This window comes from Streptomyces sp. NPDC056296, from assembly GCF_042268605.1.
Classification (GTDB): domain Bacteria; phylum Actinomycetota; class Actinomycetes; order Streptomycetales; family Streptomycetaceae; genus Streptomyces.
In genome coordinates, this window is sequence record NZ_JBHJRX010000020.1 from 1 (window position 1) to 16,126 (window position 16,126).

General features: G+C 74.4%; 13 protein-coding genes. 5 read left to right on the forward strand and 8 right to left on the reverse strand.

All coding sequences use genetic code 11. The annotated features are described in order from the left end of the window. Together ACFCZF_RS16590 and ACFCZF_RS16595 are read left to right on the forward strand one after the other, a co-directional pair. On the forward strand, positions 1 to 2,011 hold a 2,011-nt coding region (locus ACFCZF_RS16590; RefSeq protein ID WP_376672261.1), incomplete at its 5' end, for an ALF repeat-containing protein. A 167-nt stretch (positions 2,012 to 2,178) separates the two neighbouring features. Beyond that, on the forward strand, positions 2,179 to 2,556 hold the full coding sequence (locus ACFCZF_RS16595; RefSeq protein ID WP_376672262.1) for a hypothetical protein: 378 nt from the start codon (positions 2,179 to 2,181) through the stop codon (positions 2,554 to 2,556). Here the strand turns inward: ACFCZF_RS16595 and ACFCZF_RS16600 are convergent. Then, positions 2,546 to 4,186, reverse strand: coding sequence for an AMP-binding protein (locus tag ACFCZF_RS16600; protein ID WP_376672350.1), 1,641 nt, complete (start codon positions 4,184 to 4,186; stop codon positions 2,546 to 2,548). The genes ACFCZF_RS16595 and ACFCZF_RS16600 overlap by 11 nt on opposite strands. Beyond that, positions 4,162 to 5,835 (reverse strand): AMP-binding protein, encoded by a 1,674-nt coding sequence (locus tag ACFCZF_RS16605; RefSeq protein ID WP_376672263.1) that lies wholly within the window; start codon positions 5,833 to 5,835, stop codon positions 4,162 to 4,164. Before ACFCZF_RS16605 ends, ACFCZF_RS16600 begins: the two co-directional genes overlap by 25 nt. 144 nt (positions 5,836 to 5,979) lie before the next feature. Here ACFCZF_RS16605 and ACFCZF_RS16610 point away from each other — a divergent pair, with 144 nt between their 5' ends. From ACFCZF_RS16610 to ACFCZF_RS16620, 3 genes are all read left to right on the forward strand, one after another. Next, entirely contained in the window at positions 5,980 to 6,819 is an 840-nt protein-coding gene (locus tag ACFCZF_RS16610) for a response regulator transcription factor (RefSeq protein ID WP_376672264.1), read from the forward strand. A 116-nt stretch (positions 6,820 to 6,935) separates the two neighbouring features. Beyond that, positions 6,936 to 9,821: an AAA family ATPase gene (locus ACFCZF_RS16615; RefSeq protein ID WP_376672265.1), complete on the forward strand. Its 2,886-nt coding sequence runs from the start codon at positions 6,936 to 6,938 to the stop codon at positions 9,819 to 9,821. A gap of 225 nt (positions 9,822 to 10,046) precedes the next feature. Then, the gene (locus ACFCZF_RS16620; RefSeq protein WP_376672266.1) at positions 10,047 to 10,835 is read left to right on the forward strand and encodes a trypsin-like serine protease; all 789 of its coding nucleotides are present in this window, start codon (positions 10,047 to 10,049) and stop codon (positions 10,833 to 10,835) included. A 114-nt stretch (positions 10,836 to 10,949) separates the two neighbouring features. Here ACFCZF_RS16620 and ACFCZF_RS16625 read toward each other — a convergent pair whose 3' ends face one another. The 6 genes from ACFCZF_RS16625 to ACFCZF_RS16650 form a co-directional block, all read right to left on the reverse strand. Next, positions 10,950 to 12,059, reverse strand: coding sequence for a winged helix DNA-binding domain-containing protein (locus ACFCZF_RS16625; RefSeq protein ID WP_376672267.1), 1,110 nt, complete (start codon positions 12,057 to 12,059; stop codon positions 10,950 to 10,952). Between the two features lie 157 nt (positions 12,060 to 12,216). Then, a complete protein-coding gene (locus tag ACFCZF_RS16630) occupies positions 12,217 to 13,086 on the reverse strand; it encodes a YihY/virulence factor BrkB family protein (RefSeq protein WP_375911634.1) in 870 nt (289 codons plus the stop codon). Further along, a complete protein-coding gene (locus tag ACFCZF_RS16635) occupies positions 13,083 to 13,667 on the reverse strand; it encodes a hypothetical protein (protein ID WP_376672268.1) in 585 nt (194 codons plus the stop codon). The genes ACFCZF_RS16630 and ACFCZF_RS16635 overlap by 4 nt, the downstream gene beginning before the upstream one ends. Before the next feature lie 238 nt (positions 13,668 to 13,905). Then, positions 13,906 to 15,135, reverse strand: coding sequence for a DUF6286 domain-containing Asp23/Gls24 family envelope stress response protein (locus ACFCZF_RS16640; RefSeq protein WP_376672269.1), 1,230 nt, complete (start codon positions 15,133 to 15,135; stop codon positions 13,906 to 13,908). Between the two features lie 199 nt (positions 15,136 to 15,334). Further along, positions 15,335 to 15,520, reverse strand: a complete 186-nt coding sequence (locus tag ACFCZF_RS16645; RefSeq protein ID WP_375911639.1) for a hypothetical protein — start codon at positions 15,518 to 15,520, stop codon at positions 15,335 to 15,337. A 30-nt stretch (positions 15,521 to 15,550) separates the two neighbouring features. Further along, positions 15,551 to 16,078 (reverse strand): Asp23/Gls24 family envelope stress response protein, encoded by a 528-nt coding sequence (locus ACFCZF_RS16650; protein WP_376672270.1) that lies wholly within the window; start codon positions 16,076 to 16,078, stop codon positions 15,551 to 15,553. Positions 16,079 to 16,126 lie beyond the last annotated feature (48 nt).

Genomic DNA, 16,126 nt, shown 5'->3' on the forward strand with positions numbered 1-16,126 from the left:
GGCCGGCATCGCCCAGACGCTCGCAGGCCGGGCCGCCCCGGCTGCCCGGGTCGCCCGCGATGCAGCGAACAGCGCCGCCGAGCACGCCCTGAAGGCCGCCGCTGCCGCCGAGGAAGCGGCCGACAACGCGGGCAAGGCGATCGAGTACGCCAAGCGCTCCACCGAGTACGCCAACGCGGCGGTGACGGCGGCGAACACCGCCGCCGACGCCGTCAAGGAAGCCCAGGAGGTGGAGCAGGCGGCCCGCGAGGCCGAGACCGCGCGCATCGCCGAAGACACGGAACTCGGCGTCGCCGAGGCGCGGTTGCGGGCCCAGGCCGAGATCGAGGACACCAAGCGCGCCGACCAGCAGCGCACCCGTGCGGACGCGACCGCCACCGAGATCAAGGACCTCGTCGCCGCCGCCGAGGCGGCGCTCGGCTCGGGAGACACCGCCACCGCGGTCACCAACGGCCGCAAAGCCGCCGTCGAGCTCCTCGACTCGACCGGCAGCTGGACCCGGGAGGCTGCCGAGTACGCACTCTCCGGCTCCGACGACGACATCCTCAACTGGCTCGGCGCGGACCGGCTCCTCGCCCAGGGACAGGACGACCGGGAGAACGTCCTCACCGTCGCTGAGCTCGCAACGCCCGCCGTCGCCGAGGCCGCCGCCCTGGCACTGGCGAGCACAGCCCCGAACGCGATCCCCGACTTCCTCCACAGCGGCGCCATCGAGGCGGCGGCCGAGGACAACCGCGTGGCGGTCTTCGCACTCCTCAACAACGACCCGGGCGCGGCCGTCAAGGCAGGGGCAGAGGCGGCACTGAACGACGGCAGCGCCCGCGCCCTGCACCGCTTCCTCACCGTGGAACTGGCGGACGCCACGAAGGAGGACGACAACGTAGAGATATTCCGCCTGCTCAACTCGGGCGGCCCCTACATGAAACAGGCGGCGCAGATCGTGCTGGAGGGCTCCGCCCGCATGCGCCGCGCCTTCGTCGTCCACGACAAGTTCAAGGTCGCCCGCCTCGACGAGGACCACGCCACCCATGTGGCCGCGATACGCGCCGCCATCGCGCATGCCGCCAAAGTCGCGGCCAAGGCCCTGGAGAACGCCGCGCTGGCGTCCAAGGCCGCAGCCGAGGCCCGCGAGGCCGCCTCGGAGGCGTCGGAGTGGGCGGCCAAGGCGCAAGGGTACGCCAAGGACGCGGCGAACTCCGCCAAGGAGGCCAAGGACAACGCGGACGCCGCCGACCGTTCGGCCGCGGCCGCCGCCCAGTCCGCCAAGTCCGCCACGTCGGCGGCGGCCACCGCGCGCGGCGCCGCCCGCTCCGCGAACTACTCGATGAGGCAGGCGGCGGCCTCCGCCAAACAGGCTGTCGCGTCCGCCGCCTCGGCCCAGTCCTCGGCCTCCGCGGCCCGGGCCTCGGCCATCCAGGCGGGCAAGGACGCGCAGGCCGCCGCTGCCGCCGCCAGCGAGGCCCGCGCCATTGTCGTCGAGAAGCGGCGCGCCGAGGCCGCCGCAGCCGCCCGCAAGGTGGCCGAAGCGGCCAAGAAGGCCGAGGCGGAGGGCACCAATCCCTCCGACAAGCCCGAGCACGACAACACCGGTGACACCGACTACTTGGGCTTGTGGCCGGAGGACGCGAGCGACGTCAGGGACTGGGCGGCGGCCACCGGACACTGGAGCACGGTGCTCGGCGGGATCTCGCTCGGACTCTCTCTCGTCGCCCCGTTCACCGGGCCGTTCGCGCCCATCGTCGGAGGAGTCGCCGTCGGGGTCGGGCTCGTCTCCTGGGGCATTCAGGGTGTGAGCGCCCTCCTGTCCCTCGGATACGACGGCGGCTGGAGGTCCCCCGAGTTCCACACAGCGCTCGGCGTCTTCGTCATCGGCGGCATCTTCCAGGGCAAGAGCGCGATCTTCCGCAACTTCAAGATCGGCGGCAAGAGCATCGCCGAAGAGGTCGGGTCCCGGATCTCGAGCGCCGTCGGTGACACGGCAACCACGGTGATCGGCCTTCTCACCTGGTAGGAAGCACGCACTTGGGGTGATGCCCACGCACCCATAGGGTGGGTGCGCATCACCCCGCCGCCATCCGCAACCGGCGAGCAGGGCTCGATCCGCATCCCGGCCCCGGCGACCGCTCTAGTGGCGCCGTCGCCGTCACGCCGTAAGCCCGCACCAAACGGAGACCTGCCGTGCTGACCTCCCAATTCTCCCGTGTCGACTGGTGGATCGCCGCCTTCGTGGCGGGCACCGCGGCGGCGGTGGCGTTCCAGTCGCTGATCCTGGAGAAGAAGAACAAGTGGAAGGTGATCGTGCTCCCCTTGGGCAGCGCGGTCGGCATCGCCCTGGACTCGGCGGTACGGAACTACGAGGGAAACACCCCGCTGGCGCTGTACACAGTGGCCATGCTCGGACTGGCCCTGACGAGAGTCGTCTTCGCGGGCTACATCGGACGCCAGATCCGACTGGCTCGTTCCGGACAGCCCGTGGAAGAGCCGACGCGCCGGCAGATCGCCCTTTTCATCCTCACGCTCATGGCCGTCATTCTGGCCATCGCCGTCACGCTGTAGGCCCCGCTGCGCCGGCGCGAGGTGGCCCTGCTGTGCCGTACCGCTCCCGCAGCTCGATCTTGCGCACCTTCCCGGAGACGGTCATCGGGAAGGCGTCGAGGATCTGCAGGCGGCTGGGCACCTTGTAGTGGGCCAGCTGGTCCTCGCAGTAGGCGCGCAGCTCCTCCAGCGTGAGCGGGTCGGCCGCGTCGCGCGGGATGACGCAGGCGAGGACCTCCTCGCCGTAGCGCTCGTGCGGTACGCCGACGACCTGGACGTCCGCGATCTTCGGGTGGGCGTAGAGGAACTCCTCGACCTCGCGCGGGTAGATGTTCTCGCCGCCCCGGATGATCATGTCCTTGATGCGGCCGACGATCTCGACGTAGCCGTCGTCGCGCATCACCGCGAGGTCGCCGGTGTGCATCCAGCGGCCCTGGTCGATCGCCTCGGCGGTCTTCTCGGGCTCCTCCCAGTAGCCGAGCATCACGCTGTAGCCGCGGGTGCGCAGCTCGCCGGCGTCGCCGCGCGGCACGGTCACGCCGGTGACCGGGTCGACGACCTTGACCTCGATGTGCGGCAGGACCCGGCCGACGGTGCCGGTGCGGTGTTCGAGGTCGTCGTCCATCCGGGTCTGGAGGGAGACCGGGGAGGTCTCGGTCATGCCGTAGCAGATGGAGACCTGCTCCATGTGCATCTCGGCGACCACCCGTTTCATGACCTCCACCGGGCAGGGCGAGCCCGCCATGATGCCGGTGCGCAGGGAGGTGAGGTCGTAGGAGGCGAAGTCGGGGAGGTTCAGCTCCGCGATGAACATGGTGGGGACGCCGTACAGAGAGGTGCAGCGCTCCCGCTGGACGGCCTCCAGCGTGGCCTTCGGGTCGAACGCGCGGGCCGGGATCACCATGCATGCGCCGTGGGACGTGGCGGCGAGATTGCCCATCACCATGCCGAAGCAGTGGTAGAACGGGACCGGGACGCAGATCCGGTCCTGTTCGTCGTACGCGACCGACTCACCGACGAAGTAACCGTTGTTGAGGATGTTGTGGTGGGAGAGCGTCGCCCCTTTCGGGAAGCCCGTCGTCCCGGAGGTGTACTGGATGTTGATGGGGTCGTCGCAGGACAGCTCCTCGAACGGCACCGGCGTCCCGCGCGCGGTCAGCGCCTCCCAGCTCGGGTCGCCGATGAACACCGTCTCCCGCAACCGCGGGCACCTGCCGCGCACTTGCTCGACCATCGCCCGGTAGTCGCTCGTCCGGTGGCTGAGGGAGGCGATAAGGAGCGAGACACCGGCCTGGTTGAGGACGTACTCGACCTCATGGGTGCGGTAGGCCGGGTTGATGTTCACCATGACCGCGCCGATCCGGGCGGTCGCGTACTGGACGAGCACCCATTCGGGGCAGTTGACCGCCCAGATGCCCACCCGGTCGCCCCGGGCGACCCCGCTCGCGAGCAGCGCGTACGCCAACTGGTCGACGTCGGCGGCGAACCGGGCGTACGTCCAGCGCCGCCCGGTCTCCACGTCGACCAGCGCCTCGCGATCCGGCCAGGCCACGACCGCGCGGTCCAGGTTGGCGCCGATGGTGTCGCCGAGCAGCGGGGTGTCGCCGACCCCGTGGGTGTACGAGTTCACCGGAAGTCCTCCTCGCGGTATTCGGCGTCCGAGCCCGCCGCCGTGGCCTCGCGCAGTTCGATGCGGCGGATCTTGCCGGAGACGGTCTTGGGCAGCTCGCCGAACTCCAGGCGGCGGACGCGCTTGTAGGGGGCGAGGGTCTCGCGGGAGTGCTCGAACAGCACCTTCGCGATGTCCGGGCCCGGCTCCCAGCCGGCCGCCAGGACGATGTACGCCTTCGGCACGGCGAGGCGCAGCTCGTCCGGGGCGGGCACGACCGCGGCCTCGGCGACCGCCGGGTGCTCCAGCAGCGCGCTCTCCAGCTCGAACGGGGAGATCTTGTAGTCGGAGGCCTTGAAGACGTCGTCGGCGCGGCCGACGTAGGTGAGGTAGCCGTCGGCGTCGCGGGCGCCGATGTCGCCGGTGCGGTAGTAGCCGCCGGCCATCGCCTCGGCGGTGCGGTCGGGGTCGCCGTGGTAGCCGGTCATCAGGCCGACGGGACGGTCGGACAGGTCCAGGGCGATCTCGCCCTCGTCGGCGCCGGGCGCGCCGGTGACCGGGTCGAGGAGTTCGACGCGGTAGCCGGGGCTGGGGCGGCCCATGGAGCCGGTCTTCAGCACCTGGCCGGGGCTGTTGGAGACCTGGACGGCGGTCTCGGTCTGGCCGAAGCCGTCCCGGATGGTCCTGCCCCAGGAACGGCGGACCTGTTCGATCACCTCGGGGTTCAGCGGCTCACCGGCGGCGACGACCTCGCGCGGCGGGGTGGCGAGCTGGGTGAGATCGGCCTGGATGAGCATGCGCCACACGGTCGGCGGCGCGCAGAAGGTGGACACCTGGGCCCGGTCCATCTCGGCCATCAGCCGGGCCGCGTCGAACCGGGTGTAGTTGTACAGGAAGACGGTCGCCTCGGCGTTCCACGGCGCGAACAGGTTCGACCAGGCGTGCTTGGCCCAGCCGGGCGAGGAGATGTTCAGGTGCACGTCGCCGGGCCTGAGCCCGATCCAGTACATGGTCGCGAGGTGCCCGACGGGGTACGACACGTGGGTGTGCTCGACCAGCTTGGGGCGAGCGGTCGTGCCCGAGGTGAAGTACAGCATCAGCGGGTCGTCGGCGGCGGTGGGGCCGTCGGGGGTGAAGGCGTCGGAGGCCGTGTACACGTCCTCGTAACGCCGCCAGCCGGGCTCCGTCGTTCCGCCCACCGCGACGCGCGTGTAGTCGCCGGGTACGTCGGCGAACTTGCCGGTGTCCTCGGCGCGGACGACGACATGGCTCACCCGGCCGCGGTCGACGCGGTCCCGCAGGTCGGCGGGGCCGAGCAGCGGGGTGGCCGGGATGACGACCGCGCGGAGCTTCATCGCCGCGAGCGCCGTCTCCCACAGTTCGGCCTGGTTGCCGAGCATGACGAGGATGCGGTCCTCGGGGCCGACGCCCCACTCGCGCAGCCGGTTCGCGACCCGGTCGGAGCGGGCGGACATCTCGGCGAAGGAGACCCGGACCTCGGAACCGTCCTCCTCGACGATGTGCAGGGCGGTGCGCTCGTTGCCGTCGGCGATGACGTCGAACCAGTCCAGCGCCCAGTTGAAGTACTCGGGGCGGGGCCAGGTGAAGCCCTCGTGGGCGGCGGTGTAGTCCTCGCGGTGTTCCAGCAGGAAGTCCCGTGCGCTGCGGAACAGCTCCGTGGCCGTCGTCATCTGTCCTCCTCTGTGCCGGACCTTGCCGGGCGGCTCTGTGCCATCGTCTAATCCGTGATGCAGGTCTCACTACCCCCGAACGGGGGTGTGCGTCCCGGGACGGGGGCGTGGGTCCCCGAACGGGCGCGAGGGAGGGCGGAACGAGTGGCGGTGGACGCGGCCGACGTGGTGGAGATCCGGAACGCGCTGGTGAGGATGCGGCGCACGACCGGGCTGCCGGTCGCCTTCGGCGGGCTGGTGGAGGCCGGGCGGCGACGGGTGCGCATCAGCGAGCTCAGCGGCACCGCCACGACCGCGCTCAGCGCCCTCGCGGTGACCTCGGGCAACGGCCTGGGCGGCAGGGCCGTGGAGCTCACCCGGCCGTGCGCCGTGACGGACTACTCCGTCTCCCGGCAGATCAGCCACGAGTACGACCTCCCCGTCGCCGCCGAGGGCCTGCGCTCGGTGCTCGCGGTGCCGGTGGTCGTACGGCGCCGGGTGCGCGGCGTGCTGTACGGCGCCCTGCGCACGGCCCAGCCGCTGGGCGACCGTACGTTGAGCGCGGCCGTGGCGGCGGCGCGGGACGTGGAGCAGGCGCTGGTGCTGCGGGACGAGGCGGGCGAACTGCTGGCGGCGGCCCGGCCGGAGCCGGCCTGCGACCCCGCGGGCGCCGGGGCCTGGGAACGGGTGCGGGAGGCGCACGCGGCGCTGCGGGCGCTGGCGCCCAGGATCGCGGACCCGTCGCTGCGGGACGAACTGCTGCGCGCGTGCGGGCTGCTGGCGGTGGGGAGCGGTCCCGCCGCCGCGGGGCCCCGGCCGGCTCCGCGCGAGATGGACGTGCTGGCCTGCGTGGCCGCGGGCGCGACGAACGCGGTGGCCGCGGAGCGGCTCGGCCTGCGGCCGGAGACCGTCAAGGGCTACCTGCGCTCGGCCATGCGCAAGCTCGGCGCCCGGACGCGCGGAGAGGCGGTCGTCGCGGCGCGCAGGGCGGGGTGGCTGCCGTAGCCCGTGCACGGAGCGGTGCCGCTGTCGTGGGCGGGGAATCGCGGTGTTTTCCGGGGCCTTTGTTTTCGGTGCCGCCGTTTGTTATTCGCCTCACCCGCTCGTCCCCCCGTAATTCAATGGACCGTTGCCTAATATTGGCCGGGACACGACATACGAGGGGAGCGGTCACCGTGCGAGGGGACTTCGCGGAGTCTGGCGGGTGCCGTTCCGACCTGGTCATCGGGCGGGAGGAGTCGTTCGGCGCGGCGCGTGAGCAGCTCGCCCGAGGGGGGAGTGTGCTGCTGCACGGGCCCGCCGGAATTGGAAAGTCGACCGTCCTGCGGACCCTGGCCGCGGAATATGCCCGCACGGCACACACCGTGTTGCGGTGCTCGGCCACCGAGTCCGAATCCCATCTCCCCTTCCTGGCCCTCGCCGACCTCCTCGGGCTGGTCCTGGACGACGTGTCGGACGGGCTGCCCGCCGCCCAGCGCACCGCGCTGGAGTCGGCGCTCACCGGTCGCGGCGAGTCCACGCTCCAGCGCGACGGTCTCGCGCTGCGCCTGGCCGTGCTCTCCGCGCTGCGCGCGCTCGCCGCCGACGGGCCCGTCCTCGTCGTCGCCGACGACCTGCAATGGCTCGACCCGGCCAGCGCCGAACTCCTCGGCTTCGCCGCCCGCCGCCTGGGCGACACCCCGGTACGGCTGCTGTGCGCGGTGCGCACGGAGGGACCGGAGACCGAGGGCGCGGCGTACGACCGCCATCTGCGCGCGTCCCCGCCGGACACCCGCGCGGTCCGCCTCGGCCCGCTGACCCGCGCCCAGGTGTCGACGCTGCTCGACGAGCGCGGCTACGCGGGCCTGCCCCGCTCCACGGTCCGCGACATCCACCGCACCAGCGGCGGCAATCCGCTGTTCGCGCTGGAGCTGGGCCGGGCGCTGGCCGAGAGCCCCACCCCGCCGCGGCCGGGCGAGCCGCTGCCGGTGCCGACCTCGCTGCGCGCCCTGGTCCTGTCCCGGCTGGAGATGCTGTCGGACGAGGCGCGCCGCACCCTCCTGGTCGCGAGCGCCGGCGCCCGCCCCACCCCGGCGCTGCTGCACGCGGCCGGCCGGGAGAACGCGGAGGCCGAGACCGCCCAGGCGGCGACGCTCGGGCTGCTGGCGACCGACCCGGAGGGTCCGACCGTACGGTTCGCGCATCCGCTGATCTCGGCCGCGCTGTACGCCGAGGCACCGGCGCCGGAACGGCGGGCGGCGCACGCCGCGCTGTCCACGGCGGCCTCCGACCCGATCGAGCGCGCCCGGCACCTGGCCCTGGCCACCACCGGTACCGACCCGGAGGTGGCGGCCCGGCTGGCGGAGGCCGCCGCGCTGTCCCGGGACCGCGGGGCGCCGTCGGTGGCCGCGTCGCTGGGGCTGCTCGCGGCCCGGCACACCCCGGCGGACAGCGCACCGGGACCGGACGAGCGCCGGCTGACGGCCGCCGAGGACGCGATCACCGCCGGCGAGCCGGACCTCGCCCGGGACATCGCCCGCGAGGTGCTGACCCGGACCGGCGTGCCCGGCGAGCGGGTACGCGCCTGGATGGTGGTGATCGAGGCGGCCGGGCAGGCCATCGGCGAGGTCGACGCCGTCTTCCCGCAGGCCCTGGCCGACGCGGGCGACGACCCGCGGCTGCTCGCCCTGGTCCACTACCAGCTGGCCTGGCGCTCACTGGTGGTGCAGGGCGACTTCGCGCAGGGCCGGGAGGAGGCCGCGCACGCGGCCGGGCTGGCGGCGCGGGCCGGGGACCGGCGCACCGAGCTGCTCGCGCTCGCGTTCCAGGCGCAGGCCGAGACGCTGATGGGGCACCCGGCCGCCCCGGCGACCATCCAGCGGGCGCTGGAGGAGCCGCAGGACCCCCGGGTGGCGTGCCATCACAACGGGGCCGGCTCGTCGCGGTTCCGGTGGCTGGTGATGAGCGACCGGCTGGCCGAGGCGCGGACCACCGTCACCGCGCTGCTGCGCGAGGTGCGCCGGCGCGGCATGGCCGAGAGCGAGGTCCACTACCTGCGCTTCCTCGCCGAGACCGAACTGCACTCCGGGCACTGCGGCCGGGCCCTGGAACTCTCCCGGGAGAGTCTGACGCTGGCGCGGGACGCGGGCATCGGCGAGGGCGCGGGCGCGATGCAGGCGGCGCTCGCCGAGGCCGCCGGCGGTGACGTGGAACGGGCGCTGGCGCTGGGGCGGGAGGCGGTGCGGCGGGCCGAGGAGGACGGCGACGCCGTGTACCTGTCGCGGGCGCTGGCCGCGCTCGGGCACGCGAGCCTGGTGGCGGGCGACGCCGGGGCGGCCGTGCGGGCGCTGCGCCGGGTGCGGGAACTGGAGGCCGGCGCGGGCATCACCGACCCGGCGCGCGGCCGGTGGCAGGGCGACCTCGCGGAGGCGCTGGTGCGTACCGGGGAGCCGGCCGAGGCCCAGGACGTCATCGAGGTCACGCGCGCGCACGCGCTCCGGCTCGGGCGGGAGAGTGTGCTCGCCGTGCTGGACCGGGCCGAGGCGCAGGTACGGGCGGCGCGGGGCGAACACCGGGCCGCCGTCACCCGGTTGGCGTCGGCGCGGGAGCGGCTCGCCGGGCTGGGCTACGGCCTGGAGGAGGCGCGGGCGGCCTTCGCGCTGGCGGCGCTGCACGCCGGACGGCCGGGGCGGGCGCCCGGACCGGCGTCGTACGACGAGGCGGCCCGGCTGTTCCGGCGCTGCCGGGCGCTGCCCTGGCTGCGGCAGGTGGAGGCGGCGGTCGCGGCGCAGGCGGCGGGGCCGCCCCCCGCGCCGCCCGCCGTGCCGGACGGCCTCGCAGGGCTCGCCTCGATGGAGCGTCAGGTGGCCGCGCTCGTCATGGAGGGCGCCACCAACCGGGAGATCGCCGCCCGGCTGTTCGTCAGCGTCAAGACCGTCGAGGCGACCCTGACCCGGGTCTACCGCAAGCTCGGGATCCGATCCCGGGTCGACATCGTCAGACTGGCGGCGGGCCGGCGACCCGACTGAGAGAGCACGGCTCACCAGCCCTGGGACGGGCAGGGTTTACCGACGGTGAACCGAGGGTTTTCCCTGCCCGACTCCCCTAGGGGCTTCCCTCATTGGGCGGTCCGTACCGCCGGTTCTAGCGTGAGCACGTGCCGCTCGCCCGGGCATACGGGGGTCTGTCCCGAGACCCCCGTGCTACCCCCCACGCCCGTGCGACCCCCCACCGGCAACCCCTTGAGGAGACTCATGTTCGGGCTCACCCGCGCCAGATCGGCCGCCGCCGCCCTGGCCACCGCCGGCGCCGCCGCCACCGCGCTGCTCGCCGCCCCCTCCGCCGTCGCCGCACCGCAGCCGATCGTCGGCGGTACGACCACCACGACGAGCGCGTATCCGTTCGTCATGCAGATCACTGACGCCTCGCAGAACCAGTTCTGCGGCGGCACCCTGGTCAGTCCCACCAAGGTCGTCACCGCCGCCCACTGCATGGTCGGCGAGTCCACCCGCAGCGTGCGCGTGGTCGGCGGACGCACCTACCTCAACGGCACCAACGGTACGGTCGCGCAGGTCAGCAGGATCTGGATCCACCCGGGCTACACCCGCGCCACCAGCGGCGACGACGTGGCCGTGCTGACCCTGTCGAGGTCGATGCCGTACACCCCGGCGAAGTACGTCTCCTCCTCGGACACCTCCGTCTACGCGGCCGGCACCACCGCCCGCGTCCTCGGCTGGGGCACCACCCGGGAGAACGGCAGCTCCTCCCACCAGCTGCGGACCGCGACCGTACCGGTCGTCTCGGACACGAGCTGCCGCGGCTCCTACGGCTCCGACTTCGTCGCGAGCGACATGGTGTGCGCCGGATACACCTCCGGCGGTGTGGACACCTGCCAGGGCGACAGCGGCGGGCCCCTGCTCGTCGGGGGCGTCCTCGCGGGGGTCACCTCCTGGGGCGAGGGCTGCGCGCGGGCCGGTTACCCGGGTGTCTACTCCCGGCTGACCACGTTCTCGGACCTGGTGACCGCGCAGGTCACCTCGTAGCCCCGAACCGGCGGCTCTCCTGATCTCCTGAGTACCTCTCAGGTGAAAGACCGGGGGGCGTTGCGAGCCTCCACGAGCGGCCCGCAACGCCCCCTCTCCATGCCCGTCCCCATGTCACCCGCGTACCGTCCCGAAACGGACGTCGTACGCGGCCCCCGGGTGCATCGTCGCCAGCATCCGCTCCCCCTCGGCCGCGACCTCGTCCTTCCGCGCCTTGGTGAGGCGTTCGAAGGGCTCGATGACGAGGGCGTCGTCGTCGAGCTTCCACAGTCCGGCCACGAAGCCGTCGACGAGGAGGACGCGGTAGGCCTGGTTCTTCTTCCAGGTGCGGCCCTTGTACGCGGGCGGGACGACGCGGGTGCGGTCGGTGTGGGAGAGGAGCAGGTTGTCGAACTCCGGGAGGAAGCGCGGCGGGGCCGGCGTGTCCGGGTCGGGGCGGGGCGCGTCCGGGAGGTCGAACAGCTCGGTGCCGTCTACGCTCCGGAAGGTGACGAGCCGGGGGCGGAGCCGTTCGAAGGCGTCCCGGAGACGGGTCAGGCCCGCCCAGGTCTGCATGTCCTTCACGGAGGCGGGACCGAAGGCGGCGAGGTAGCGCAGCACGGTGTCGTCGGGTGCCGGCGCGGGCCGGGCGGGGCGTCCGAGCCAGTGCTCGGCGGTGGTGAGCGTGACCTGGCCGCTCCTCCCCCACAGTCCACGCGGCGTCACCTGCACGAGCGGGAGCCGGCAGCGGGCGGCGACGGACAGCGCCTGCGGGTCGGCGTCCGGCCACTCGGCGAGGAGGGCCTCGCGCAACTGGCCCAGGGTGCGCGGCTCGGCCTCGACGAGTTCGCGGGCGAGGACGGTGAGCCGGTCCAGGTCGACGCCCACGAGGCCGTCGCGGAAGTTCCGCAGCTCCCGGTCCCGGGCGGCCTGCACCAGCGGACGCAGGGTGAGGCAGTCCTCGGCGGTGTGGGTGTGGATGGTCGAGCGCATGGTGACGAGGCGGGCGACGCGGCGGCCGGCCATCGGTTCGGACAGGTCGTCGGGCGTGAAGCCGTCGAGGCGGGCGGCGAGCGCGTAGTACGGGGGCTTCACTTTCTGCGCCTGGAGTCCGACGAGGTGCGCGACGGCGGCCTCGGCGGGCATCGACGCGCGGCGCAGCAGCAACTGCCGGGCCAGGGTGGCCCGGTTGAGGGCGCGGGTGCCGAGGACGGGGGCCGTCGTCGTTCGTGCCTTGGTCGTCATGGTGTGCACGGTAGCGGGGCTTGCGGACAGCTTCTGTCCGCGAGAGGCCCGGGTGCGCGGGGCACCGCTCGTCCGGTCCCGGGCTTCAGCCCTCGGCCGATCCCCGGCTTCAGTCCTCGGCCGGTCCCCGGCTTCAGCCCTCGGCCGATCCCCGGCTTCAGTCCCCAGCCCGGCTCAGCTCCACCGCGAAGCGGGCGCCCGCCAGCAGGGCCAGGTGCGACACCCACAGCCACACCAGGAAGACGACGACGCCGGCCAGGGAGCCGTACAGCCTGCCGTAGGTGCCGATGCCGGAGGCGTAGAGGGAGAAGGCCGCCGAGGAGGCCAGCCACAGCAGTGCCGCCAGGGCGCCGCCGGGCAGGGCCTGACGGCTGCGGCGGGCCGCTGCGGGGCCGGTGCGGAACAGGACGAGGACCAGCAGCGCGACCAGGCACAGCAGGAGCGGCCAGCGCAGCACGGACCATGCGGTGGTCGCCGTCGCGCCGATGCCGATCCACCGGCCGAGCGCCTGGGCCAGCGGTCCGGTGAGCAGCAGCACCAGGGCGCTGGCGACGAGGAGACCGAGCAGGCTCAGCGCGGTCAGGACGATTCGGTGCAGCCGGTGCCACAGGGGTCGCCGGTCGGGGACGCCGTGCATGTCGTGCAGGGCGCGCCGGAAGACGGCCAGGTAACTGGAGGCCGACCAGAGCGCGCCGACGCCACCCGCCACGGCCACGGTCAGGGCGGCGGAGCGCTGCCCGGCCATCTCGTGCAGGGTGCGGTGCAGTTCGGCACCGGACTGCGCGGGCGCCCAGGACGTCACGTCCGCGATGAGACGGTCCGTCAGGTCGGGGGCCACCAGGCCGATGACGGACGCGGTGACGACCAGGGCGGGTACCAGGGCGAGGACGGCGTAGTAGGTGAGGGCCGCCGCCCAGTCCGAGACGTTGTCGTCCCACATCGCCCGCGGCACCCGGCGCAGCGCCCCGGTCCAGGGCACCGAACGGTCCCTGAGCCGGGTCAGCCGTGCCTCCAGGTACGCCGTCATCGCGTACGCCGCTCGCGGCCGGACCGCACGCCCACGCGGACGTCGGTGTCAAGGGGGTGGGGAGCCAGGGAGCGGCGGGCCTCGTCGAGCGCGCCGTGGGTGAGCCGTTCCAGGACCGGTCCGGGTGCGGCGTCGGGCTCCAGCAGCAGGCGTACGCGGGCCCGCGACCGCTTCGGGCCCGCGGGCAGCCGTACGTGGGCGCGGGCGACGCCGGGGGTGGCCTCGGCGCGCCGGGCGACGGCGTCGGCCAGCGCGCGGGAGCGCAGGGTGAGGGGCGGGCCGGCCAGCGGCAGCCGGCGGCGTCCGCCGGGTCGCGACTGGGCCAGGAACCAGGCGAGGCACAGCAGCAGCGCCGAGGCCGGGCCGGCGACGACCACCGGCGTCCACCAACCGTGGCCACGGAGGTCGGCGAGGCCCGCGCGGTCCAGCAGCACCGTGCCGGCACCCGGGCCGGGCCACCATCCGGGCAGCCGCTCGGCGACCGGGCCGGCGGTGAGGACGAGCCACCCACCGCCGGCCAGCAGAGCAGCCCCGGTCAGCGCGAGCAGCGTGCGGTTGACGGTGGTGCGCAACGGGTTCACGAGTCGGTCTCCTTCACGGACGTCCGGTCATACGGCTGCCCCGGTTCGCCGCCGCCACCGGTACGGCGGTGCGCCGGTGGGGCTCGGTGCGGGGCGGGGCACGACGCGTCTCCCCCGCGGCCGTGCCGCCGGACGTCGATCGTGTCCCCGCGGGTCGAGTCGCGGGACGCCGCCGGCCGCCCGGTCGCGGCCGGCGGACGCCGGGAGGGCTCGGTGCGCGGGGGCCTGCGCGGCGTGCTCAGGGCGCGCCTCCCTCGCGGTCCGGTCGCCCCACGGCGCTCGGCGCCTCCGGCGTTTCCAGCGCCCCCTGGGCCCCCGGCGTCGAGTCGGCGGACTCCCCCGGACCGTCCGCAGTCCTCGGCCCGTCCGCGACGGCTGTCCCGGGCGGGCGCCAGTAGGGCTCCGTGCGCAGGGTGACGCGTGGCTTCAGGGGCCTGGACAGGCCCAGGCCGGTGAGGGTGGAGTCGGCCGCGGCACGGACGGCGGCGTGGGCCGTGGGCCGGTCGCCGAAGCCGAGGCGGGCTCGTAGCCGTACGCGCCGTCTGCCGCAGCGCACCCGGACGTCCGTCACGCCGGGTACGGCGGTGGCGGCGTCACGCAACAGTTCCGCCACCGCCGACCGCTCCAGCACCGCGCGCTGGCGGCGGTGCGCGGGCGCCGGGACCATCGGGAGCACCCCGCGCAGGCCGGGTGTCGCCGCCAGCCACAGCAGCCAGGCGCCCAGGAGGGCGGCGACGGCGCCCCCCGCCACGACCGGGCCGTCTCCGGGCCCGTGCGTCGCCAGCCAGTCGACCGCCCCCGTGCGCCAGGCGGCCGGAGGCCGGTCGGCGAGGTGCACGGACAGGACGTCGTAGAGGAGGACGGCGCACAGCACGGCAGCGGCCAGGGACACCAGCACGGCCGGGGCCCGGCGCGGCGACCAGGGCCGCCGGGCCCGGCCGGCCGGCCGTTCCCGATCGGCGGCGGGCGGCGGCGGGGTCGCCCGGTCCGCGGTCAGCGCCTGGACGCGGACGGTCGCCGCCCGCACGGAGAGGCCGCTCAGCTCGGCGACCCGGTCCGTCATCCGGCCACGGACCCGTTCCCCCGCCTCCCCGAGCGCCGCCGGGTAGGGCAGCCGCACGTCGACGGAGACGTCGGCGCGGCGTCCGTGCACCGTCGCCGTGCCGTGCACCACCTGGGCGCGCCGCCCGGCGAGGTCGGCCTCACCGGCCGCGCGTTCCGCGATCCGGCGCACGGCACGGTCGGCGACGACGGTCCTGCCGCGGTCGGCCGGCGCCGTGCGGTCGGGGTTGCCGGGAGACGGTGCCGTGCGGTGGGAACCGCGGGGGGCCGAAGCCGTGCCGACTCCACCGCCGGGGGCCGATGCCAGGTCGGCCGCACCACCGGGGGCCGGTACGGAGCCGGCCGCACCGCCGGAGACCGACGCCGCGCCGACCCCACCGCCGCCGCCCGGCGGCGCCCCAGTCACCGCGTCCTCCGATCCCCGGGGGCCGGGAACTCACGCCGGCCCACGCCGCTGGACCCACCGAGGGCCGAAGCCGCGTCGACCCCACCGCCAGAGACCGACGCCGGCCCGAAGGCACCGTCGGCCCCCGACGCCCTGCGGACCCCACCGCCGAACACCGACGCCGTGCCGACCCCACCGCCGCCGCCCGTCGGCGCCCCGGTCACCGTGTTCTCCGGTCGCCGGGGGCCAGGAACTCGCGCCAGTCCGTGCCGTTGTCCACCAGGCGTCCCAGGATGCCGCCGACCGCGCCCAGCGCGGCCACCAGCAGGAACGCGCCGAAGCCGCCGAACCAGCCGGCGAAGGCCAGCGCCATGCCCACCAGCATGCCGATCACCGCTCTGCTCATCACTCACCTCCGCCTCTGCGAAACCGGTCCCTACTCGACGCGCGTCTCCACCGGGCGCTCCGGGTCCTCGTCGTCGGGCAGGTGGACGTCGTTGACGGTGATGTTGACCTCGACGACCTCCAGGCCGGAGATGCGCTCGACCGCGTCGATCACGTTCTCCCGGACGTCCCGGGCGAGGTCGGCGATGGGCACGCCGTACTCGACGACCAGGTCCAGGTCGATCGCGGTCTGCCGCTCGCCGACCTCGACCTTCACTCCGCGGCCCACGTTCGGCCGGCCGCCGGGCACCCGGTCGCGGACCGCGCCGATGGTGCGGGACAGGCCGCCGCCCATGTCGTACACGCCGGGGATCTCCCGCGCCGCCGTGCCCGCGATCTTGACGACCACGACGTCGGCGATGGACGTACGGCCCCGCGTGCCGGCCGGTTCGGTGGCGCCGGTGGAGCCGCCGCTCACGGTGGTCGTCGCGCCGCCCTGCGCGCTCCGGCCGGTGCCGCCCGCCTGGGGCGTGATGCCGTTCTTCTTCTCCGTCGAGGTCGTCTGCGGTGTCGTCGTCATGGTGTCCTCCGTCAGCCGTGGTCGTTTGGTGCTTCTGGACGTTGGACA

Bases quoted from the DNA above. Each gene is read 5' to 3' on its own strand.
- ACFCZF_RS16645 (WP_375911639.1), bottom strand. From the start codon at position 15,520: ATGAGCAGAGCGGTGATCGGCATGCTGGTGGGCATGGCGCTGGCCTTC.
- ACFCZF_RS16650 (WP_376672270.1), bottom strand. From the start codon at position 16,078: ATGACGACGACACCGCAGACGACCTCGACGGAGAAGAAGAACGGCATC.
- ACFCZF_RS16620 (WP_376672266.1), top strand. From the start codon at position 10,047: ATGTTCGGGCTCACCCGCGCCAGATCGGCCGCCGCCGCCCTGGCCACC.
- ACFCZF_RS16625 (WP_376672267.1), bottom strand. From the start codon at position 12,059: ATGACGACCAAGGCACGAACGACGACGGCCCCCGTCCTCGGCACCCGC.
- ACFCZF_RS16630 (WP_375911634.1), bottom strand. From the start codon at position 13,086: ATGACGGCGTACCTGGAGGCACGGCTGACCCGGCTCAGGGACCGTTCG.
- ACFCZF_RS16605 (WP_376672263.1), bottom strand. From the start codon at position 5,835: ATGACGACGGCCACGGAGCTGTTCCGCAGCGCACGGGACTTCCTGCTG.
- ACFCZF_RS16615 (WP_376672265.1), top strand. From the start codon at position 6,936: ATGGACCGTTGCCTAATATTGGCCGGGACACGACATACGAGGGGAGCG.